This is a genomic window from Verrucomicrobiia bacterium (assembly GCA_035946615.1).
In the GTDB taxonomy this organism is placed as follows: Bacteria; Verrucomicrobiota; Verrucomicrobiia; order Limisphaerales; family UBA8199; genus DASYZB01.
Genome location: DASYZB010000105.1, coordinates 125,105 through 147,051 on the forward strand (window position 1 = coordinate 125,105; position 21,947 = coordinate 147,051).

Annotated in this window: 18 protein-coding genes; 9 read left to right on the plus strand and 9 right to left on the minus strand. The window is 58.1% G+C overall.

Going from position 1 to position 21,947, the window contains the following annotated elements; translation table 11 throughout:
• Nucleotides 1–60: 60 nt before the first annotated feature.
• Complete coding sequence (locus VG146_15030; protein ID HEV2393664.1) at nucleotides 61–1,896, minus strand: hypothetical protein; 1,836 nt, start codon at nucleotides 1,894–1,896, stop codon at nucleotides 61–63.
• Between the two features lie 168 nt (nucleotides 1,897–2,064).
• Nucleotides 2,065–2,988, minus strand: coding sequence for a LysR family transcriptional regulator (locus VG146_15035; GenBank protein HEV2393665.1), 924 nt, complete (start codon nucleotides 2,986–2,988; stop codon nucleotides 2,065–2,067).
• A gap of 94 nt (nucleotides 2,989–3,082) precedes the next feature.
• On the opposite strand from VG146_15035, the gene VG146_15040 reads away from it, so the two are divergent.
• From VG146_15040 to VG146_15080, 9 genes are read left to right on the plus strand one after another with little or no spacing between them, the layout of a single operon-like run.
• Nucleotides 3,083–4,210, plus strand: coding sequence for a CmpA/NrtA family ABC transporter substrate-binding protein (locus VG146_15040; protein ID HEV2393666.1), 1,128 nt, complete (start codon nucleotides 3,083–3,085; stop codon nucleotides 4,208–4,210).
• Complete coding sequence (locus tag VG146_15045) at nucleotides 4,170–5,447, plus strand: nitrate/nitrite transporter (GenBank protein HEV2393667.1); 1,278 nt, start codon at nucleotides 4,170–4,172, stop codon at nucleotides 5,445–5,447. The genes VG146_15040 and VG146_15045 overlap by 41 nt, the downstream gene beginning before the upstream one ends.
• A gap of 35 nt (nucleotides 5,448–5,482) precedes the next feature.
• Nucleotides 5,483–6,892: an alginate export family protein gene (locus VG146_15050; GenBank protein ID HEV2393668.1), complete on the plus strand. Its 1,410-nt coding sequence runs from the start codon at nucleotides 5,483–5,485 to the stop codon at nucleotides 6,890–6,892.
• Between the two features lie 2 nt (nucleotides 6,893–6,894).
• Nucleotides 6,895–9,399, plus strand: a complete 2,505-nt coding sequence (gene nirB, locus VG146_15055; protein ID HEV2393669.1) for a nitrite reductase large subunit NirB — start codon at nucleotides 6,895–6,897, stop codon at nucleotides 9,397–9,399.
• Between the two features lie 9 nt (nucleotides 9,400–9,408).
• Nucleotides 9,409–9,726: a nitrite reductase (NAD(P)H) small subunit gene (locus VG146_15060; GenBank protein ID HEV2393670.1), complete on the plus strand. Its 318-nt coding sequence runs from the start codon at nucleotides 9,409–9,411 to the stop codon at nucleotides 9,724–9,726.
• A complete protein-coding gene (locus tag VG146_15065; GenBank protein ID HEV2393671.1) occupies nucleotides 9,720–11,270 on the plus strand; it encodes a DmsC/YnfH family molybdoenzyme membrane anchor subunit in 1,551 nt (516 codons plus the stop codon). The genes VG146_15060 and VG146_15065 overlap by 7 nt, the downstream gene beginning before the upstream one ends.
• Nucleotides 11,267–13,513, plus strand: coding sequence for a molybdopterin oxidoreductase family protein (locus VG146_15070; protein ID HEV2393672.1), 2,247 nt, complete (start codon nucleotides 11,267–11,269; stop codon nucleotides 13,511–13,513). Before VG146_15065 ends, VG146_15070 begins: the two co-directional genes overlap by 4 nt.
• Nucleotides 13,513–13,986: a molybdenum cofactor biosysynthesis protein gene (locus VG146_15075; protein ID HEV2393673.1), complete on the plus strand. Its 474-nt coding sequence runs from the start codon at nucleotides 13,513–13,515 to the stop codon at nucleotides 13,984–13,986. Before VG146_15070 ends, VG146_15075 begins: the two co-directional genes overlap by 1 nt.
• Nucleotides 13,983–14,072, plus strand: coding sequence for an NTP transferase domain-containing protein (locus tag VG146_15080; protein HEV2393674.1), 90 nt, complete (start codon nucleotides 13,983–13,985; stop codon nucleotides 14,070–14,072). The genes VG146_15075 and VG146_15080 overlap by 4 nt, the downstream gene beginning before the upstream one ends.
• A 413-nt stretch (nucleotides 14,073–14,485) precedes the next feature.
• Here the strand turns inward: VG146_15080 and araA are convergent, their stop codons facing one another.
• From araA to VG146_15115, 7 genes are all read right to left on the minus strand, one after another.
• The gene (gene araA, locus VG146_15085; protein HEV2393675.1) at nucleotides 14,486–15,997 is read right to left on the minus strand and encodes an L-arabinose isomerase; all 1,512 of its coding nucleotides are present in this window, start codon (nucleotides 15,995–15,997) and stop codon (nucleotides 14,486–14,488) included.
• 260 nt (nucleotides 15,998–16,257) lie between these two features.
• Complete coding sequence (locus tag VG146_15090; protein ID HEV2393676.1) at nucleotides 16,258–17,670, minus strand: FAD-linked oxidase C-terminal domain-containing protein; 1,413 nt, start codon at nucleotides 17,668–17,670, stop codon at nucleotides 16,258–16,260.
• A complete protein-coding gene (locus VG146_15095; protein HEV2393677.1) occupies nucleotides 17,667–18,698 on the minus strand; it encodes a TRAM domain-containing protein in 1,032 nt (343 codons plus the stop codon). The genes VG146_15090 and VG146_15095 overlap by 4 nt, the downstream gene beginning before the upstream one ends.
• A 5-nt stretch (nucleotides 18,699–18,703) precedes the next feature.
• A complete protein-coding gene (locus tag VG146_15100) occupies nucleotides 18,704–19,699 on the minus strand; it encodes an MlaD family protein (protein ID HEV2393678.1) in 996 nt (331 codons plus the stop codon).
• Between the two features lie 34 nt (nucleotides 19,700–19,733).
• A complete protein-coding gene (locus VG146_15105) occupies nucleotides 19,734–20,480 on the minus strand; it encodes an ABC transporter ATP-binding protein (protein HEV2393679.1) in 747 nt (248 codons plus the stop codon).
• 1 nt (nucleotide 20,481) lies between these two features.
• Nucleotides 20,482–21,258 carry an ABC transporter permease gene (locus VG146_15110; GenBank protein ID HEV2393680.1) on the minus strand — a complete coding sequence of 259 codons (777 nt, stop codon included), beginning with the start codon at nucleotides 21,256–21,258 and terminating at the stop codon, nucleotides 20,482–20,484.
• A 201-nt stretch (nucleotides 21,259–21,459) separates the two neighbouring features.
• The gene (locus VG146_15115) at nucleotides 21,460–21,705 is read right to left on the minus strand and encodes a hypothetical protein (protein HEV2393681.1); all 246 of its coding nucleotides are present in this window, start codon (nucleotides 21,703–21,705) and stop codon (nucleotides 21,460–21,462) included.
• Between the last annotated feature and the right edge of the window lie 242 nt (nucleotides 21,706–21,947).

Consider the following 21,947-nt stretch of genomic DNA (forward strand, 5'->3'; position numbering starts at 1 on the left):
TCGTGGCGAGTTGCTGTTCCGGCCTCTAATGCCCGGACATTTATGACATGCGTTCCAATGCTAGGGCCGGACGATGAGTACATTGAATGTGGTGCCCACCGCCATGGTCGCGAAGTCATCATTGTAGATTTCCCATTTCGAATTGGCGCCGTTGTACCAAACGCTGTAGGGATGAGTCTCTAAATTGCCACCCGACCCGCCCGGATTGTAGTTGTGGGTTACCAGGAGAATGGCATTGGGATTGCCGTTGCAGAGCGGGTTGTCAATGGTCGTGCGATGGGGAGCGGTTTGGTTGGCGGACGTGCAAACCTGTACGAACGCAGCGGTCGGAGTGCTCAGACCGGCGCCGCTGACCTGGATGCCCCCGCTGGCAATTGTCAGGGCGTTCGAACCACTCGATGCATACACGCCGCTCCCTGTTGCTGACGCCCCTATGACGCCGCTCTCTGCTGATGACTGCCCTACGACCCCGGACCCGTTACCACTGTAACCATAAACCCCGTAGCCGTTGGGCGTGTAACCATAAACGCCCCAGCCTGAGCCGTTTTGCGAGCCGTAAACCCCAATGCCAAAGTAGTTGGTGCCACGGTTCTCTCCGCGAACCGCAGCCGAACTTCCGCCCGGCGAAGTGGAACTGACCAATCCGTACACCGCGTTTACACCCCCGTTGGTAGAGGCCGTCGTGCCCTGCACCGCCGGGGCAAAAGCCGAACTGTCGGTGGTCTCGACGTCCAAACGGGCCGCCGGGTTGATGGTGTTGATACCCACGTAACCGTTGTTCATGATGATCATGCGGTTGATAAAAGCCGTGTAGAAAGACAAACTGTACAAATCGATCCCCGCCGTACGCTGCGAAGCAATGCCTTCGCCGCTGGCGCTGCCAAACGTGATGCCGTAGCCGTTGGTGTTGTAATTATTGAGAAACCCTGCGTTCTGGTTGATCTGATCCACAACCAGGCTGGTGTTCACGCTTAACCCCTGCTGCGGACTAGTAGTTCCGACCCCTACCAGGCCGCCGGTTGTAACAGCAAGCCTGATGTCACCCCCATTAAAGAGTTCCCACTTGTTGGCGTCGAATCCATTAAGAAAGGTCCACGCCTGGGCAAAGCCGTTTTGCGCGTAACCGTAAAAGGGCAACGTGTTCGCGCCCGCTGTGTCCACATACATACCCCCGTAATTATTGGTAGTCGGCGAGCGGATGGAGAAAACGTCCGCGCCGGTGATAGGATTTGTGCGATTGATGCCCACGAAATCCGCCTTGAGTTCGAGCGGCTGGTTATCCGTGGTGCCCAGGAAATTCGCGCCCGGTGTCGTGCCCGCGTTGCCCGTGGTCCGCCAGAAACTGTTCGGTCCCAAACCGCCCAGGGCTGCCGCATTGACCCCGCTTAAGCCGCTGCCATTGCCGCTGAAGCTGTTGGCCGGGCTGTTGAAGGTGACCGGGTTGCCGTAGGTGCCCGAAAGCGCAGAAGCTGGCAGAGTGCCGCTCAATTGGGTGGCCGGCAGCAGGCCATCGAGGTTCTCGGAGGTGATGGCATAGGGCGTGGGCGTCAACTCCTGGCGCGGGGTGAGGGTAGTAAATGAGGCCACCCCATTGCTGCGCACGCCGACCTCCAGCCAATAGCTGGTCCCGTTGAACACCGCACCGAAATCCAGCGCCGCGCTGAACAGCCCATTCGTCACAACCATGCCCGAATCGGTGATCGTGCTGCCCACCTGTGTCCCGCCGCTGCTGGCGTTGAACAGCTTGAAGGTCATGTCGTAAAGACCGTTTGCCCCGCCATTACCCGCGCTCAGGCGCCCTTGATAGGTGAATGCGGTTCCCTGGGCCAGGCCGGTATCCGCGCCCCTCAATGCCCCAGCCAATATCAACACGGCCCACACAGCGTTCTTTTTCATAATCTCTCCTGGTTGCTTGGTTTAAGAGCCCCCGGGGCAAACACACGCCCGCCCCGGGCGGCAACTGCGAAATGGAACGCCTTATATTAGAATAGCAAGTCCGTTGGATGCAAGAAAATAATGCGAGGACAGAAAATAATGCGAGGAATCGTAAGGCCTCTCGTAAAATCAGTTCAGCTTGCCAAAGTTGCGCAATTCGGCGCAGAAGGACTGGCACATGCCGATGAATGTTTCCTCGGCCAGATTCAATTGTTTGCCCCGCCAGTGAAGGATGCCCCAATTGCGTTGCAGTTTGCGCCGGCTGAGCGGCAGGGCTACCAGCAAACCTTGATCGATTTCCTTTTGCGTGATCCACGGCGCAAGAATGCTCACGCCCAGCCCCAGCTTCACCAACTCTTTGGTTGCTTCCATGCTGCCGACTTCGATCACGGTGTTGAGCTCCATCTGATCGCGGCGAAAATAATCCGCAATCAACCGAAAGGTGACGCTTCGCTTGCTGTAAAGAATATAATTCTGCCGCGGAATGGCCGACCGTTCGATCCGGCCGGCCTTGGCCCAAGGATGGAACGGCGCGACGATAAACTGCAAATCGTCCGTGAACAGTGGATGGAATTTGAGTTTTGGCTCCCTATCGACCTCGAGCGAGAGCGCCAGATCGACCCGGTGCCCCAGCAGCGCTGCCACCAGTTCGGGCGTGTCTCCCGGCTCCAGGCTGATGGCGTGATCGGGGAAGCTCTCCTTGAATTCCCGCAAGACCGGTGGAATGAGATGCTGGCAAGCGGTGGTGCTGGCGCCAAGTCGCAACCGCCCGTGCCCCCATTTGCCCAGGCGCGCTATGGATTCGCGCGCCGTATCCATCTCGTTTAGAATCCGAGTGGCGTGCTGCAATAATTGTTCACCCGCCTGGGTCGGAACCACTTTTTTGCCCAGCCTGTCTAAAAGACGACAGCCGATATCGTTTTCCAGCGCCTTGATTGAGTAACTCACCCCTGATTGGGTCACGTGCAGTTCGCGCGCCGCTTGCGTAAAACTGCCCGTTCGCACCAACAAGCAGAAGGTGCGCAGGTGACGGCTGTCGAGGGGGATTTTCACGCACAAGTCCAACTCATCGTTTCCATCGAAACTTCCAAAAGCATTTAGCGAGCCAGCGGCGCTCGGTTGGCATGTGCTTCGCTAACATATCCGCGTGGCAAAGGAAATCCACCTCGAGATAAACAAAAGGCCGACCTCTGAAAAAAAGGTTGCGCCGCAAAGTGAATTGCGGGTGGGCTTCGTGCCGCTGACCGATTGCGCGCCGCTGGTCATGGCCCAAGCTTTGGGTTTATTCCACAAATACGGGCTGCAGGTCCGCCTGCGCCGCGAATTGGGCTGGGCCACCATTCGCGACAAAATCATCCAAGGCGAACTGGAAGCCGCGCACGCGCTGGCCGCCATGCCGCTGGCTGTCACACTCGGACTCGGCTCGATTCGCTGTGATTGCCTGACCGGCTTGGTGCTCAATCTCCACGGCAACGCCATCACGCTTTCCCGGGATTTGTGGCAGCGAGGCGTGCGGGACGTGAACACCTTGCGCGATGAAATCGCCCGGTCGCACCGTGAACGAACGCTCACTTTTGGCGCGGTGTTTTCGTTTTCGTCGCATCGCCACCTGCTGCGCAAGTGGCTTTCCGGCGCGGGCATCAACCCGGACCGCAACGTGCGCATCGTCATCGTCCCGCCGCCACAAATGGCAGCCAACCTGCAGTCGGGAAATTTGGACGGCTTTTGCGTGGGCGAACCGTGGAACTCGGCGGCAGTGCAAATGCGGGCCGGTTGGTGCGCGGCGGTGAGCGCCGAGCTTGATCCCGGTCACCCGGAAAAGGTTTTGATGGTGCGGCGAGAATTTGCCGAAAAGCGCGAAGAGGAACACCTGGCGCTGCTGGCCGCGTTGCTTGATGCCTGTGAATATTGCGCCGCGCCCGAGAACCACGAAGAAATCATCACGACTCTGGCGCGTCCCGAGTATGTGGATGCACCGGCGGCCCTATTGCGCCGCAGCCTGAGCGGCCCATTTGATTTGGGAAGTGGCGCCGCGCGCGCCGTCCGGAATTTTTGCGTTTTCCACGGTCCCGGCGTCAACGAACCGACTCAAAACAAAGCAGCCTGGGCATTCGAGTTGGTGCGCGCCAGCGGTCTCTGTCCCAACCCGTCTGCCCTCCATTTTGACATCACCCACCGGGTTTATCGCCCGCAGATTTTTTCCCAAGCGCAACAATTCCAAAAGAATCATCAACATGACTCCATCGAATCAACAAACCCTTACACCAACGCTTGAGTTCACAGCGCGACAGTCGCCTGTGGACTCCCGCAAAGATGAGGCCTTTTGGCAGGCTGGCCATTGGCCGACCCTGCTGGCCGCCTTTCTATACTTTGACTTCTCCTTCATGGCATGGACGCTCCTTGGTCCGCTCGGCGCGCAGATTGGAGAATCGCTTCATCTTTCCGTGGAACAAAAGGGCCTGATGGTTGCCGTTCCCATCTTGTCCGGCGCGTTGCTACGGATTGCCCTTGGTTTGGCGGTGGACCACTTCGGGGCGAAGATCACAGGCATCGCCGCTCAAATACTCGTCATCGCCGGCTTGCTTTATGCCTGGCTTGTCGGCTTGGAGCATTTCCAGGCAACCCTGTTGGTCGGCATGATGCTGGGCTTTGCGGGGGCGAGCTTCGCCGTGGCTCTCCCGCAGGCTGGACGCTGGTATCCACCCCGCTTGCAAGGAGTCGTAATGGGTCTGGCCGGGGCTGGCAACATCGGCACGGTCATTGACGCCCTCCTCGCCCCTCGCATCGCTGCCGCGTATGGCTGGCGCGTCGTCTTCGGTCTGATGCTCATACCGGCGGTCTTTGTCCTTCTGGTTTATGCGCTAGTCTCCAAAGAGGCCCCGGGGCAAGTGCAACGGAAGAAACTCGCCGATTACCTCGCGTTGTTGAAGGAAAAGGACGCGCATTGGTTTTGCTTTTACTACACCGTCTCCTTCGGCGGCTTTGTTGGGTTAGCCAGTTCCTACGTGCTCTATTTCAAAGGTGAATTCCACTTGACCGCCGTCCACGCTGGCGACTTGGCCGCTCTTTGCACCGCCGTCGGCGCGCTGGCGCGGCCACTCGGCGGCGCGCTGGCTGATCGCATGGGCGGTATCCGCGCGCTCTACCGCTTCTACGCCCTGGCCGGGTGCGCGCTCCTCACGGCGGCCTTTGGCTCGCGTCTCTATTTCAATCTCATCGCGCTTTGCATCGCTTCCGGCGCGCTCGGCATGGCGAACGGCTCCGTTTTTCAACTCCTGCCGCAGCGATTCGGCAAAGAACTCGGCGTCATGACCGGTTTGGTCGGCTGTGGCGGGGGCGTGGGCGGCTTTTATCTGGCCAGTTCGCTCGGCTTCTCCAAGGGACTGACCGGTTCCTATTTGACTGGCTTCATGATTTTTTCCGGCCTCTGTTTCGCGGCTCTAGCCGGACTTGGCTTGGTGAAAAGCCGCTGGCGCGCCACTTGGGGCGCGCTGGCGCAAGCCCGCGTCTAACCCCGCGCGTTTCCAAATACATACAAAACCCATAAATGAGAAACATACCCAACCGTGCAAAAAACCTCACCGCCGGCGCGGCTCTTCTGGTGCTGGCCGCCTCAGCCTTTGCCCAACCATTACCCTTCTCCAAAGCGGGGACCGGCCAGCCTGCGTTGCCTCCCGCGAATGAATCAATGGAAGCCATTACGGCTGTGGCGACGAACCAAAATGCCATCGAGAAATTTTTTGACGGCAAAATCCCCGATGCGCTGGCCAATGGTAATTTGGACCTGGATGTAAGGGCTCGAGTCGAAGACGCCAATGAGAGCGGGGTTAAAGCGGTGACGAAGGCGTCTGTTGCGCCAACGATTCGCACGCGGTTGGGCTACACCACTGCGTCCCTCTATGGTTTTCAGGCGGGTGTGCAAGGGCAAAACACAAGCGTCAACGGTTCGGAAGGCAATTACAACGCCGCCGGTTCCAACGACAAGGGCTACAAGCCCGTCATCGCGGACCCGCCGGTGACGGACTTGGATCAAGCGTGGTTGAAATTCGCCTATACAAATCTATTTGACGTTTCAGGCGGACGCCAGCGCCTCAACCTGGATAACCAGCGATTCGTCGGGGACGTTGATTGGCGGCAGAACATCCAGACGTTTGACTCCGCCACGGCGCATGTCCAGCCAATCGACCATCTTGACCTGACTTACGACTACCTTTGGGATGCGCATCGCGTTTATGGCAACGTAGCCGGCTTGCCTGCCGCCAATACGGACTATCAATCCGACTCGCACCTCATCAACATTGACTACTCCGGCTGGAAGTGTGGCCGATTCGTGGGCTATGCTTACCTCCTTGGTTTAAAAAATGGCGCGGGCGCGAATAATTCCTGCGCCACTTACGGCGGCTATTTTGCCGGCAGCGCCCCTGTCATGGACAAGCTTTGGCTGGATTACCGCGCTGAGTTTGCCTGGCAGGAGAATTACGGCGACAGCGCGCTCCGGTACAACGCGGACTACGCAAACCTGGAGGCCGGAGCCAATTACCGGCCTATTGCCGCCGGAGCCGGTTGGGAAGACCTTGGCAGCGGCCTGAACACAGGCGCGGGAGGAGGGCGCGCCGCGTTCCGCACCCCGCTGGACACAGGACATGCCTTCAACGGATGGGCCGAAATGTTTCTGACCGCGCCAGGGGCTGGTTTGCACGACCTCTACGGCTACGCCCAGGTTACTTTCCCGGCCGACATCCCCTTGCGCCTTGTCTATCACAAATTCGATTCCGATTCCGGCGCCGGGGACTTCGGCCAGGAATTCGACCTCATCGCGACGAAAAAGTTCGGCAAACATTGGCAGGCGCTGCTCGAATATGCCTATTACATCGGCGCCGACGCCGCTCCTCCGGTCATCTCCGTTGCCCACGTAAACATGCAACGAATCTGGGCGCAATTTGAGTTCATGTTCTGATCATGCACCCCAACAAAGAAAAACTCGTAATCGTCGGAAATGGCATGGCGGGCGCCCGCGTGGTCGAAGAAATATTGAAACGCGCGCCGGGCCGGTTCGAGATCGTTATGTTCGGAGCCGAGCCTTACGGCAATTACAACCGCATTCTGTTGAGCAACGTGCTCAATGGCAGCCAGGCCGCTGCGCAGATTTTCATCAACCCGCTGGCTTGGTACTCTCGCAACGGCATTCGTCTTCATGCCGGCGTAAAAGCCACCTTCATTGACCGCCGCCGCAAAATGGTCGTCGGCGCGCCCCTGAAAAACGAGGCATCCGCCTACGCCTTGGACGCGGCTTTGGCGGATGCGGCGCACATTGAGGAGCCTTACGATCATGTCATCATCGCCACCGGTTCGCGGCCTTTTGTGCCGCCCATGGAAGGTTTTGGCGTACCGGGCACTTTCCTGTTCCGCACTCTGGATGACTGCGATCAGATTGCCAGCTACGCGAAAACCCGGAAAAAAGCGGCGGTCATTGGCGGGGGCTTGCTCGGTTTGGAAGCCGCGCGCGGCCTCGCAACGCACGGCGTCGAAGTCACTGTTTTGGAAGCCGCGCCGCAATTGATGATCGCCCAGCTTGATCCCGAAGCCGGACTGATGCTCCAGCGAACCATCGAAGGCATGGGGATCAAGGTGCGATGCAATACGATCACGACAAGGATCGCCGCCAGCAACGGTTCAATTACTCACTTGGAATTCAAAGACGGTTCCCGGCTCCAAGCCGATATGGTCGTGGTCAGCGCCGGCATCCGACCCATCACGGAAATCGCCAGCGCAAGCGGTTTGACGGTCAACAAAGGCATCGTCTGCGACGATCAAATGCGTACCAGCGAGCCTTATGTTTTCGCGGTCGGCGAGTGCGTGGAACATCGCGGCAAACTTTATGGATTGGTCGAGCCAATTTGGGACCAAGCCAAAACCCTGGCCGATGTCATCACCGGTTTCAATCCGCAGGCGGGTTATCTTGGCTCCAAACTCGGAACCAAACTCAAGGTCATGGGAGTGGAACTCGCCTCGATGGGCGAGACCAAGGCTTCCCTGCCTGATGACGAAGTGGTTGTTTATCGCGAGCCTTCACGGGGGGTCTATAAGAAGCTGATCGTTCGCGAGAACAAGCTGGCCGGGGCCATCCTTTTGGGGGAAACCGACATGGCGGGCGTCCTGATGCAAATGTTTGTGTCCGGCGCGGCCGTTTCGGCGCGGCGGGCCGATTTGCTTTTTGGCAGTTCCACGGGCGCGCCGGTCTTGAGCGTGTTCGACCTTCCCGATCACGCGCAAATCTGCAATTGCAACGGAGTCAGCAAAGGCCAGATCAAGGAAGCCATTATCATCGGCAAGTGTCACTCCGTCTCCAGAATTGGCGGATGCACCAAGGCCGGCCTGGGCTGCGGTTCGTGCAAGACATTGATTGCGCAATTGCTTGAGGCCTACGGTGGAGACGAGGGCGAAGACCCCAGCGAGCACTATTATGTGCCGGGTGTCCCGCTGGAAAAATCCCAACTCGTCGCCGAAATTAAAGCGCGCGGCCTCAAATCCGTCAGCGCCGTTTTTCGGGAAATGGCCGGCGGAAAGGAAGACCCCTCGAGCAAGGTTGGCCTGGCATCCCTTCTCAAGACGTTGTGGCCCGGCGAATATGACGACGAACGTGATGCCCGATTCATCAATGACCGGGTCCACGCCAACATCCAAAAGGACGCCACGTATTCAGTCATTCCACGCATCTACGGCGGCGTCACTTCGCCCGCTGAACTGCGTCGCATTGCCGAAGTCGCCGAGAAATACAACGTCCCGATGGTCAAATTTACAGGGGGGCAACGGCTGGACCTGCTCGGCATAAAAAAGGAGGACCTGCCGAAAATCTGGAACGACCTCGGAATTCCCAGCGGGCACGCTTATACAAAAGCATTCCGCACCTGCAAAAGCTGCGTTGGCACGGACTTTTGCCGCTACGGCGTGGGCGATTCCATCGCGCTGGCGCAAAAGATCGAGCGCCGTTACCAGGGAGTCGAATCACCGCATAAGATGAAGCTGGCCACGGCGGGCTGCCCGCGCAACTGCTCCGAGGCTTACGTCAAGGACCTCGGCGCCGTCGCCATCGAGGGCGGCCTGTGGGAAATATATGTCGGCGGGGCGGCGGGTGGAACCGTGCGCAAAGGCGACCTTCTGTGCACGGTAAAGACCCATGACGAAGTCCTTCTCTATATGGGCCGCTTCATGCAGTACTACCGCGAACACGGCAAGTACCTCGAACGCAGCTATGGCTTTGTCCAGCGGCTTGGCATCGAATTCCTGCGCAGCGTTCTCGTCGAGGACAGCGAAAACATCTGCGCCCATCTTGACGCTGAGATTCAAAAAGCAGTGGACGCTTATAAGGACCCGTGGAAGGAAGCCAGGAACCCCGCCTACCCGGGGCAATTCAGCGGACCGGAGTTGGGGCATGTCATGGCGACGGCGGAAAACAACGGCTGATTTTCTCTTATGAACGCAATTTCACAAATCGTCAACCTGGGTAGCATCGAAAAAATTCCGCTTGGCCAGGGCCGTTGTTACATTGTGGAAGGTGAAGAAGTCGCCGTCTTCCGGCAACGGGACGGACGGCTCTTTGCCACGCGGAACCGCTGTCCGCACCGACAAGGTCCGCTCTCCGAAGGCGTCTGTGGCGGGGGCAAAGTCATCTGTCCGCTTCATGCCCACAAATTCGACCTCGCAACCGGCCAAGGCGCCGAGCCGGGTGAGCGCATCAAGGTTTTCCATGTCACCGAAACCAACGGCGATGTGATTCTCCAAGAATGCTAACTACTGAACAGCCGGAAACACTGGTGGAAGCGTTGCTGGCCGAACAGCGGAGGCTGACCGCTGTGGAAAAATTCTGCCAGCATCATCAACGCCATCAAGCACCCTTGCTGGAGATACATTATCGCGACCTTATCCCTCTCAGCGCTCCGCGCCCCGGCGAGCAATACGGCTTTGAAGTGGACCTCGACAAATGTTCCGGCTGCAAGGCCTGCGTGAGCGCGTGCCATTCATTAAATGGACTCGACGATGGCGAAACTTGGCGGAAGGTCGGCGCGCTTTTTGGCGAGCGACTTGAGCCGGCCCTGCACGGCGGCAATCGTATCGTCCCGATCCAGCAGACCGTTACCACAGCCTGTCATCACTGTGTTGAACCTGCCTGTTTGGAGGGTTGTCCGGTCATGGCCTATGACAAAGACCCCGTCACCGGCATCGTTCGTCATCTGAGCGACCAGTGCATCGGTTGCAGCTACTGCGTGATGAAGTGTCCGTACGAAGTGCCCAAATTTTCGGCCAAACGCGGCATCGTGCGCAAATGCGACATGTGTCATGATCGCCTCGCGGTCGGCGAAGCGCCCGCCTGTGTGCAAGCTTGTCCAAGTGAGGCCATTCGCATCACCCTCGCTCAAAAAGAGGCGGTGAGAACGCAACTCTCCGCCAGCCAGGAGGTCTGGCTTCACGATTCTCCACAACCCGGTTATACACTTCCGACCACACGATACTTGTCCAGCAAGCCGGACGCGGACCTCCGCGCCGCCGATTATTCGACTCCCCGGCCCGCGCCCGCCCATTGGCCGCTGATTCTGATGCTGGTCCTCACTCAAGCGGGCATTGGCGGAGTGGTCATTTCGTCCCCGAATGGCGATTCCGGGCAACGTATTCTCTCGTTTTCACTTTTCATCGCCGGCCTTGTGGTCAGCATCTTTCATCTGGGCCAACCCACAAAAGCCTGGCGTGTCTGGCTTGGATGGCGGACGAGTTGGTTGAGCCGGGAAGCTATTGCGCTTGCTGCCTTCGGCGGCATCGCTGGTTTGGTTTTGTTGGCGCGCGTTCCACTTTCTTTTGCCATCATACTCGGTTCCATCGCGTTAATAACCCAAACTATGGTCTATGCCGACACCCGCCGCCGTTTCTGGCGGCTCGCTTCGACGCTCCCTCGTTTTTTGGGCACAGCTCTCATCCTCGGGCTGGCGTTGAAACTTTGCTTTGCGCCGGGCGCCGGGACCGAAATCGCGCTTCTGTTGGTCACACTCTTCAAACTGGCCATCGAAGTCTCTGTCCTCAAACACACTGATACCGACAGGGACCGCTGGACTGAACTCCGCCGTACGGCCGCGCTCCAAGGGGGCCGGCTCCGGCCGATTTTGGGCGCGCGTCTGTTTTGCGCCTTGAGTGGAGGATCGTTCATCCCATTTGGCCTTTGCGTCGGGGCCATGGCGCCGGCCTTGGCCACACTGGCCTGTACCCTCTGCTTTGCGGGAGAATTGATGGAGCGGTATTTATTCTTTACATCTGTCGCGCCCGACAAAATGCCCGGCGACACATGAAGGCGCGGCGCGCCAACACGTTTTTGCGCCAATGGATTGGCCCGCTGACCACCGACCTGGTTCGTTCGCCCGGTGAATTTGGCTTGGGCCAGGTTCCCGCGCGACTCAAACCGGATGCCACCACCAGCATGGTTTGCGGTTTTTGTTCCACCGGATGCGGATTGAAAATCCATCTGCGCAAAGGGGAAGCTGTCAATTTAACTCCCGATCCGGCTCACCCGGTCAATCTCGGCATGGCCTGTCCGAAAGGGTGGGAAGCCCTCACCCCGCTTTCTGCTTCCGACCGCGGCACAACACCATTGTTGCGCGACCCGCATGGAAAATGGCGGCCGGTGGATTGGCAAGCGGCCATGAAGGAATTTTGCGCGCGCATGAAAGGCGTGCAAGCGCGACATGGCCGGCACAGCATCGCATTCCTCAGCACCGGTCAAATTTGCACGGAGGAAATGGCCTTACTGGGGGGCCTTTTTAAATTCGGCATGGGCGGCTTGCACTGCGACAGCAACACGCGCCAGTGCATGGCCACAGCCCATGTTGCCTACAAGCAATCGTTTGGTTTTGACGCGCCTCCGTTCACTTATGCGGACTTCGAGCAGAGCGACGTTCTGGTGTTTGTGGGCGCGAACCCGTGCATCGCCCATCCCATCATGTGGCAGCGCGTGATGCGCAATCCCCACTATCCTGAAATCATTGTGGTGGACCCGCGCGCCACCGAGACTGCTATGGCCGCTACTCAGCATTACGCGCTCCGACCCAAGAGCGATTTGGCCGTTCTCTATGGTTTAGCCAACCGTCTGATGGCGTTGGGCGCGGTGGACGGTTCCTTCGTGGACGCGCACACGACCGGTTTCCAGGAGTTTGCCAGATTCATTGAACAGTTTACACTCGATCGCGTCTGCGCTGAGTCTGGATTAACGCAAGAACAACTGGATCGTTTTGCCAATACAATTGCCAATGGCAAACGTGTTTCGTTCTGGTGGACAATGGGTGTCAACCAGGGACACGAGGCTACACGCACGGCGCAAGCGATTATCAATCTGGCGCTGATGACCGGCAACATCGGCCGGCCTGGCACCGGCGCCAACAGCATCACCGGTCAGTGCAACGCGATGGGTTCCCGGCTCTTCTCGAATATCACCGGCCTCATCGGCGGGCACGATTTTGAAAATCCAACGCATCGCGCAAAAGTGAGCGCGCTCCTGGGCCTCGCGGAGCAACAGATAACATCCGAATCAAGTTGGGCCTACGATCAGATCGTGGACGGCATCCGCGACGGCAAAATCCGAGCGCTATGGGTGATCGCCACCAATGGCTCGCACTCTTGGATTCACCAAAGCAAATTCAACGATCTGCTGGCCAAGCTGGATTTTCTGGTGGTGCAGGACATGTTTCCCAGCACCGAAACCGCGCAACGCGCCCATCTCTTCCTGCCTGCGGCCGGGTGGGGTGAGAAGGAGGGCACTCTGATCAATTCCGAACGACGCATCGGGCTGGTGAAGAAGGTTAGGCGCGCGCCGGGTCTGGCGCTGGCCGATTTCCACATTTTCCAACTGGTTGCCGAGTACTGGGGCTGCGGAAAAATGTTTGAAAAATGGCGCGCTCCCGAGGCTGCGTTTCAAGTGTTGAAGGACCTTTCGCGCGGACAGCCTTGCGACATCACAGGCATTCGTGACTATCGGATGATTGATGAATGTGGAGGCATCCAATGGCCTTGGGCCGAAAACGGCCACCGTAAAAATCCTCCAATGGAACGGCGCTTGTTTGAAGACGGATGCTTTTTCACACCGGATCAGCGCGCGAAATTCTTCTTTGACGCGCCGCGTCCATTAACCGAACCGACGGACGCCGAATATCCTTGTGTGTTGCTGACTGGTCGCGGCACTTCGGCTCAATGGCACACGGGTTCGCGAACCAACAAGAGCGATGTGTTGCGCGCATTGTCGCCGACGGCCTGTTACGTCGAGGTAAACCCAAAGGATGCCGCGCGGCTTGGCCTTGCGCCCAATGATCTGGTGCAGGTTCGCTCGCGCCGAGGCAGCTTGTTGGCCGTGGCGTTCGTGACGCCCACAGTCCAGCCCGGCCAGGTTTTCATTCCGATGCACTACGCGGAAGTAAACCGGTTGACTCATTCGACCTTTGACCCGTATTCACGTCAACCGAATTACAAACATTGCGCGGTGGTTTTGGAAAAGACCAATGGGAAAATCCACGGCAATGGCGGCGCCAAACGAACACAGCCGTGATGACCGCGACTCAGATTTGTGTTCAGCGGCTCTACATATCTTCGGGCCATAATTTCGTGGGTCATCATGGCCAATCGGCTGCCACGCATCGCATCGTAGAGCGCGGCGGGATTCATTGTGTCGCGGGGCGCGGCATCGTGGACGACCGTTTTTTCAACCACAAGGAAAACTACAAAGGCCAGATCACATTTTTTGCCTCAGAAGTGTTTGACGACATCTGCCGCGGATTGGGCGTGAGCGGCCAATCACCCGGCGTATTGCGCCGCAACGTGATCACCGCTGGCGTGGATTTGAACCTGCTGATCGGCGAAGAGTTTATCTTGCAGGGCGTTCGCTTCATTGGCGTGGAAGAATGCCGCCCGTGTTATTGGATGGACCAGGCTTTGGCTCCGGGCGCGGAAGCCGCTTTGCGCGGACGCGGAGGTCTGCGAGCCAGAATCCTTGTCGGCGGAAGACTGCGCATTGAGACATGAATTTCAGTGCCGTCATTCTGGCAGGCAGCCAGTCGCGCCGGATGGGCCGAGATAAGGCATGGGTGTCGGTGGATGGACAACCCTGATTTTGAGCCAGATTGGCCCCAGCCACTGCGCCCCCACTGCGCCCCCTCCAAGATCTACAAGTCCTCCGTATTTGGCGTAGCTGTCGATGTCTCGATTTCGTTCTCTGGCGTCCTCGTCACATTTGTCGGTGCAAGGTGACAAGCCCAACGAATCCACCAGCATCGGATCGTTGAGCGCAAAGTCGTACAGATTTGGATCAATGGTTGACTTGCCGTTGACGAGATAGCACGAACGCAGAAATTGAGCGGACCCCTGATCGGCGAGTGGTTCTCTATTTGGCTATCGGCTCTACCGGCCGGCATTCACTGAGCCTTGCCCCCTCCTTCTGCGCTCGTGTCTCGTAGCAGCATGCCTACCTTGGCCAGGAGTGATCCATTTTGATCAGCAGTTTGTCCAAATGTTTTCAACGTTCTCAGCCAAGCCATCCCCTGGAGAGGCTGTAATAGGCCTCATTCCAGTTGAGTTCTTGTTTGAAGGTCCGCAGCCGCGTGCTCGGGTCGATGACAACCATTTCAATGCCGGCCATCCTGGCGAAGTCTTCAAGCATCTCGGTCGTGACAGCCTGGCTGAAGCCGGTATGGTGGGCGCCGCCGGCTTGAATCCAGGCTGCAGCCCCAATTTCCAGGCTGGGTTTTGGAATCCAGAGTGCGCGGGCAACCGGGAGTTTGGGCAGAGGTTTGTCGGGAGCGACCACTTCCACCTCGTTGGCGAGCATGCGGAAGCGATTGCCCAGGTCAATGATCGAGGCATTAATGGCGGGCCCGGGCGCAGTGTCGAAGACCAATCGGACCGGGTCAGCCTTACCGCCGATGCTGAGGGGGTGGACTTCGAGTGATGGTTTGCTGCGGGCGATGGTGGGACATATCTCGAGCATGTGCGCGCCTAACACCAGAGACTGTTTTGGGTCCAGATGATACGTGTAATCCTCCATGAAAGACGTGCCGCCCTTGAGGCCAATTCCCATGACTTTCATCGCGCGGACCAGAGCACAAGTCTTCCAGTCCCCTTCAGCGCCAAAGCCAAATCCATTGGCCATCAGGCGCTGGACAGAAACGCCGGGCAGTTGCGCCAAGCCGTGCAAGTCTTCGAATGTGGTGGTAAAGCCTTTAAAGCCGCCTGAGGACAGAAACGCGTGAAGTCCCAACTCGATGCGGGCGGCTTCCTGAAGCGACTGGCGCATGGGGCCCTTCTTGCGCAACTTCGGCGCGACCACGTAGCGCGCTTCATATTCCGAGACGAGCCGCTCGATGTCCCGGTCGGCCACCGCTTTGACCTGCTTTGCCAAATCGCCCACACCAAACCCGTTTACCGAGTAGCCGAACTGGATTTGGGCCGCGACTTTGTCCCCCTCGGTGACGGCCACTTCGCGCATGTTGTCGCCGAACCGGCAAAACTTCGCGCCCTGCCAGTCATGCCAGGCGGCTGCGGCCCGGGACCAGGCGCCAAGCTGTTGGTGAAGGGCGGCGCTTTGCCAATGGCCCACGATTATTTTCCGCTCGATGCGCATCCGGCTCATGATGAACCCATGCTCGCGGTCGCCGTGGGCGGCCTGGTTGAGGTTCATGAAATCCATGTCGATGGAGGACCAGGGGATATCGCGATTGTGCTGGGTGTGCAGGTGAACAATCGGTTTGCGCAGCAATTTCAGTCCTTGAATCCACATCTTGGAGGGTGAAAAGGTGTGACACCACGTAACCAGTCCGATGCAACTAGGAGAGCTATTGGCTTCCTGGCACAGGGTCAGGGCGTCGGCAGATGTCTTCACCACCCGCTTGAAGGCAACCCGGACCGGGATGGGTGACGAGCCATCCAGCGCCGAGGCTATCTCTTGCGAATGCGCTGCGACTTTCTTGAGGGTTTCCGGACCGTAAAGATGCTGGCTGCCGGTGACGAACCAAACTTCGAGCTGGTTGAGATCGATCATAAGCGTTCCGGGGATTAGTCAAAGATGTGTTAACGGCGCTCAGTAGAAGGGGGTATGGACCCAATGTCAAGCCGCGCGTGAAATGGCGGCCATTCTATTTCGGGGAATGACAGGGCCGAAGCAACGAGCCACCATTCCTGATTGTAGGAGACGACGTAAGGAGTCTCTGGTCAGCAACTTCCGGGTGAACCAAAGCGGCCAGCTCACAATCTTGATCAGAGACGCCTTACGCTCGTCTCCTGCCAAGGTTTGCCCCTGTTCTACAGGAACTTGCCCGGGTTAAGTATCCCCTTTGGATCGAGCGCGTGCTTAATGGTCCGGTGTAATGCGCGCGCTTCTTTCGAGACAGCCTTCGGCCACCAAGGCAATTTGGCCAGGCCAATGCCATGCTCACCCGTAATGGCCCCGCCCCAGGCCAGCACCTGGCCGAACAGGTCATCCAGGGCAGCCTTGCTGCGCTGTTTTGCCCCAGGTTGGTTGAAATCAACCATGATATTGGTGTGGATGTTGCCGTCCCCGGCATGGCCAAAACACGCAACGGCAACGTCGTGCTTGTTCTGCAAACGGGCGGCAAAGGCAAACAGGTCTTCGAGCCGTCCGCGCGGAACCACGATATCCTCGTTGAGCTTGGTGAGCCCGGTGTCGCGCAAAGCGTAGGAGAATTCCCGCCGGATTTGCCACATCTCCTCGCACCGATTGGAACCAAGGCCGGTTTCCAGGAACAGTGGCCGGAATCGCGCGAGTAGTTGTTTCAACTGACCAGCCTCGCTTTTGACGGAGCGGATCTGGCCATCAAGTTCCACGATCAGATGCGCTCTGCAATTGCGCAGCCGCCGGATGGTGCTGGAAGGCTGAGCCGTGGGCTGCGGCTCGCAAATGGCGAGTTGGGTGAGGCGGCGGTAAGCCGCCGCGAGCGTAAAAGAATCAGCCAATTCCAGCGCGGCGGGCAGAAGGCCGGCGTCTAAAATCCCGCGTACACAGCGCGCGGCAGCGCGCATTGAAGAAAAACCAACAGCCAGACAAGCCCGATATGGAGGCAGCGGGAGGAGTTTCAATGTGGCCTCGGTCACCACGCCAAGCAACCCTTCGGAGCCGACGAATAGCCGGTGCAGTTCAAAACCGGTTTTATTCTTGTGCGTTCGGCCACCGAGGCGAACCACGGCGCCGCCGGCCAGGACGACCTCGATGCCCAGGACATAATCGCGCGTGACGCCATATTTAAGGCAGCGCGGGCCGCCGGCGTTGGTGGCAATGTTGCCGCCAATGGCGCTATTGGCCCTGCTGGCTGGGTCGGGGGGATAAAACAGGCCGCGTTTTTCCACAGCATCCTGGAGCTTTTGAGTGGTGACCCCCGGTTCGACCACCGCAACAAAATCGGCAACGGAAATTTCCTTAATCCGATTCATCCGTTCGAGGGAGAGCACAATACCGCCGCGGGCCGGGACGCACCCTCCCACATACCCATAACCGGCGCCTCGAGGGGTAACCGGAATCCGATGGCGATTGGCAAAGCGCAGCAAGACCGAAACCGAGCGGGTGGTCCGGGGCAAAGCAACCGCATCAGGCCGGTGCGTAGCGAACCATTTGTCTCCTGAGTGACTGGCCAGCACAGCCGGGTCGAAGCTGAGTTCGTCCGCTGGGAGGACGGCTCGAAGTCGTGCAGGGAGGTTCAAGCTGCAGGGACAGCCGGAAGGGGCTGTTTGAGTTCGGCGAATACAATCACCCCGGCGCCCGTCTGGAGCAGGCTCTGCACCTGGGCCTCGACCTGCTGGCCGATGCAGGGTTGGGCGCGATTGACGACCACCATGGTACCATCGGGCAGGTAGCCGACGCCCTGGCCTTTATCTTTGCCCTCGCGCACGATTCGCAACGAGAGCACTTCGCCCGGCAGCAACACCGTGCGCAAGGATTTGGCCAACTCGTGCAAGTTCACGTAGTTAACCGATTGCAGTTCGGCAATCTTGCCCAGGTTAAAATCGTTGGTATAGAGCTTGGCCTTGAGATTGCGCGCCAGCCGCACCAGTTTGGCATCGACCCCCGTTTCGTCGGGAAAATCGCCGTCGTGGATTTTGACTTCGTTGCGGTTGTTCCGCTGGATGCGGTTAAGCATCTCGAGGCCGCGCCGGCCCCGGGCGCGTTTGACGGGGTCATTGGAATCGGCAATTTGTTGAAGCTCCTTGAGAACAAATCGCGGAACCACTATGAGGCCCTCGATAAAATTGGCCTCGATTAAGTCCGCCACGCGCCCGTCAATGATGGCACTGGTGTCCAGCAGCAGGAGGTTGTCCGGTTTGTTTTGGGGCGCAAAACGGACATAGGGAATAATGAGGGAAAAATCCTCCTTGTTGCTGCGCATGGCCAGCACGATGCCAATATAACTGAAGCTCAGGAACAGGCACAGGCGGATGATCCAGCGGTGCATCTCGTCAGCCCGCTCGAAGAGGCCCGAGTGGTCGATGAGCAGGGCCACCACCGTGCCCAGGAGCAGGCCGAAAGTGGTGGCTGAAAAGGCCCGCAACGAAAACCCCTTGAGCATCTCATCAATCGCTATCATCAGCCAGCCGAAGCCGAATCCGATAACCATCCCCAGGAGGGCGCCATTGGAAACGATTACGAACTCCTCGCGGACCTGGCTGATGGCGTAGCCCCCCAGTGTACACAGGGCCAGAAAGAGGATGCGGATTACCCAGAGCGCCATCATAGGGCTTAATCAAAAGGGTTCTTGGGGGCGGTGATTGGGGCGGCTGGCCCCGCCGGGGCATTGGTCCGGGGCGGTTTGTGACGCCACAAGACGCCCCACAATCCAAGACGATTCAGGTTGCTGCTGGTAATGCTCAAGTTATCGGCGATTTGCGTCATTTTAGCCGCTAGTTGCTGGTTTTCGAGCAGGTTCCCGGCCAACCCCTTCCCTGCCCGCATGTCAGTCATCACAGATTTCAACACTTCTGTCGAGGTTTCAACATTTTTCACCGCTGCGTGGATTTCGGTGCGGTTGCTTTGGACCAACCCGCGAAGGTCTCCGGCGAACTGGTTGAGTTGGCCCGAAAAGAGCGACAGGTTGCTGACCGACTCGGAAACGGACAAGCTGTTCGAATTTACCAAGCCATCGATGTTGCCTACCGTCGTGAGGGCGCGGTCTGAGACTGCGCGCAGATTGGCTGCGGTCAGCGAGAGATTGGTGAGGGTTTGCGGATTGAGCAGAGTGCCGGTGACCTCGCTCAGGGCGGCATTGAGCCTTTTGACTGTCTCATCGATACGCATGATGAACCCGCTGGCGGAGCGGGTAAACTCCTGCAGGTTAAAGGGCGCCTCGGCTCGGGCTACATCTCCGTTCTTGAATGGGGGGGCTTTGTTGTCGGTAGGTTCGATGGCGACGTATTGATCGCCTAAAAAGCCGGATTGCTCGATGACAAACAGGGCGTCTTTGTAAACCTTATACTGCGCAAAGATTCGCAAAGTGATGGTGACGCTCTTGCCATTATTGGCCAGCGCAATGTCAGACACGGTGCCCACCTGCACGCCTGACATCAGGACGCCTGCCCTGACCTTTAAGCCGCCGACATTGCTCGCGCGCAGGTAAATATCGTAGGTTGGGCGGAAGAAAGTCATTCCCTTGCTGAACTCCAGCAGCAGCGCTGCCAGCAGCACCAGGCCGATAGCCACAAACACGCCCACTCTCAATTCAAGCCGCGATTTACTCATAAAATTCCGGTTCTAATCTTGAAAAGACGCTCATCTATAATTGTGCTGGTCCGTCGTCCGAGACCCCCTCAACAAACTGCCGAACGATGGGGTCTTGCGACGCAAAAATCTCCTCGGCCGTTCCGGTCGTATAAATCCTTTTTTCATGCAGCATGAGAATCCGCTGGCCGAGCCGGCGGGCGCTGCGCATATCATGGGTGACGACGACGGTGGTGACATTGAGCAGATCGCGCACCCGGAGCATGAGCTTATCGATGCTATCCGAGACGATTGGGTCGAGGCCGGTTGTGGGTTCATCATACAATACAATCTCCGGCTCATAAATAATCGCTCGGGCCAGCCCGACCCGTTTGCGCATGCCGCCCGAAAGCTCGGAGGGATTCTTCTGCTCGATTCCTGGCAAATCAACCAAGTCCAGCACATGGGCCACTTTCCTGGCAACCTCGCTCTCGGGCAGCGAGCGGTCCCGCCGGAACGCAAATCCGATATTCTCGGCGACGGTCATCGAGTCGAACAAGGCGGCGCTTTGGAAGAGCATCCCGAATTTGTGACGGATACGCAGGAGTTGCCGCTCGTCCAGAGGCACGATATTTTCGCCCTCAATCAAGACCTCGCCTGAATCAGGCTTGAGCAGCGCAATCAGATGCTTGAGCAGCACGCTCTTGCCGCCGCCGCTCCGTCCAATGATGACGACTGATTCGCCCTTTTCGATCTGGAAACTGACGCCATCAAGGATTTTATGGTTCCCAAAGCTTTTGCTCAACTGACGCACCTCAATCATCTTACACGGTATGAAAAATCTTCCCCAGGACCAGAGTCAGGAAGAAATTGGTGATCAAAATCGTGATGGACGAATAAACGACCGCTTCGGTTGTTGCGCGTCCAACGCCCTCGGCCCCTTCGCCGCAAAACATGCCCTTGTAACACCCGACAATGGCAATAATCCCGCCAAAAATGAGGGCCTTTATGAGTCCAACGGCGACATCGATGACGCCGGTGTATTTAATCATGTTGTACCAGAGATAGGTGGGATCGACGCCGTACAAGTAAACTCCAACCAAATAGCCCGCACAGATGCCCACGGTGATGGATTCTGCAGTTAGCAGCGGCAGGGCGGCATGCAGCGCCAGCAGCCTGGGCACCACCAGGTAATCCACCGGATGCGTCGCCAGAGTTCGCAGCGCGTCGATCTGTTCGGTGACCTTCATGGTACCCAACTCCGCCGCAATGGCTGCTCCCACTCGGCCCGCTACCATCAACCCGGTCAGAACAGGGCCCAGTTCGCTGCACATCGACACACTCACGACCGCCAGGGTCGCGGTATCCATTTTGACCTTGTGAAACTGCAGATACGTTTGAGCCGCCAGCACCATCCCGGTGAAGGCGCCGGTAATCAGGACGACCGACTGCGATTTGACTCCGACGAAGTAGATTTGGTACAACAGGTCCCTCCAGGCAACTTTGAAGGTCAGCAGCGAGGCCATTGTGTCTTTGGTCAACAGCGTCAACTGCCCCAGTCCTTCGAGCCAATCGGAAATCCACTTACCCCAGAAACTCATAGGCGCGTGGAAGCTAACAGAGGGGGCGGGGGTTGGCTAGGGCCATCGGACGCCCCTGGGCGCCTCAAAGTCTCGCCTAACGGAATTCTTCGAACCGCCGAATGCGCGGAAAAACCGGGTGAAGGCCGCGTATTCCGCGGTAGAAGCTCTTCTCTCTAGTGGCTGGCCGCGACTTGGTCTGCAGCAACAGCGATAGGGGCATCAGTTATTCTCAGGGCGCGGCAACACCAGTGGGCCCTGGTAATAATAATCGCACCCGCCTCCGGTCCCTTCCTGCAACAATTCCGGGTCGATCTCGATCCTGGCTTTGAGCCTGTAACTGCCTAACTCGAACGAATCCCAAATGACGAACGCCCGCTCGTCTTCGAATTCCAACTCCAAATCCATGGACTTGGATGCGCCGTGATCGACGGCCATCCCCCGCAATTTATACGACTTTATATGCATGCGTTTGACCCATTTTTTTAATCAATGACCCATTTTGCGCCTATTCGGCTTATACCCTTCTAATGAACCCACGCCATCAAGTCACGCAGAAAAATTACGGACGATCACGCCTGTCTTCCTATTGAGGGGCGGTTCTTCGCCCAAGTGATGTTAATCCTCGCGCGTAGCAGCCGGCGCCAGGAGGCTGTGACCTTAGCCCTGAGTTTCACAGGGCCAAGCCGGAGGCCGAAAAAAAGTAGAGC

Coding starts and splice junctions, on each gene's coding strand:
- VG146_15080 (HEV2393674.1), top strand. CDS start 13,983: ATGAATTTCAGTGCCGTCATTCTGGCAGGCAGCCAGTCGCGCCGGATG.
- VG146_15065 (HEV2393671.1), top strand. CDS start 9,720: ATGCTAACTACTGAACAGCCGGAAACACTGGTGGAAGCGTTGCTGGCC.
- VG146_15100 (HEV2393678.1), bottom strand. CDS start 19,699: ATGAGTAAATCGCGGCTTGAATTGAGAGTGGGCGTGTTTGTGGCTATC.
- VG146_15115 (HEV2393681.1), bottom strand. CDS start 21,705: ATGCATATAAAGTCGTATAAATTGCGGGGGATGGCCGTCGATCACGGC.
- VG146_15070 (HEV2393672.1), top strand. CDS start 11,267: ATGAAGGCGCGGCGCGCCAACACGTTTTTGCGCCAATGGATTGGCCCG.
- VG146_15095 (HEV2393677.1), bottom strand. CDS start 18,698: ATGATGGCGCTCTGGGTAATCCGCATCCTCTTTCTGGCCCTGTGTACA.
- VG146_15105 (HEV2393679.1), bottom strand. CDS start 20,480: ATGATTGAGGTGCGTCAGTTGAGCAAAAGCTTTGGGAACCATAAAATC.
- VG146_15060 (HEV2393670.1), top strand. CDS start 9,409: ATGAACGCAATTTCACAAATCGTCAACCTGGGTAGCATCGAAAAAATT.
- araA (HEV2393675.1), bottom strand. CDS start 15,997: ATGATCGATCTCAACCAGCTCGAAGTTTGGTTCGTCACCGGCAGCCAG.
- VG146_15110 (HEV2393680.1), bottom strand. CDS start 21,258: ATGAGTTTCTGGGGTAAGTGGATTTCCGATTGGCTCGAAGGACTGGGG.
- nirB (HEV2393669.1), top strand. CDS start 6,895: ATGCACCCCAACAAAGAAAAACTCGTAATCGTCGGAAATGGCATGGCG.
- VG146_15045 (HEV2393667.1), top strand. CDS start 4,170: ATGACTCCATCGAATCAACAAACCCTTACACCAACGCTTGAGTTCACA.
- VG146_15030 (HEV2393664.1), bottom strand. CDS start 1,896: ATGAAAAAGAACGCTGTGTGGGCCGTGTTGATATTGGCTGGGGCATTG.
- VG146_15075 (HEV2393673.1), top strand. CDS start 13,513: ATGACCGCGACTCAGATTTGTGTTCAGCGGCTCTACATATCTTCGGGC.
- VG146_15050 (HEV2393668.1), top strand. CDS start 5,483: ATGAGAAACATACCCAACCGTGCAAAAAACCTCACCGCCGGCGCGGCT.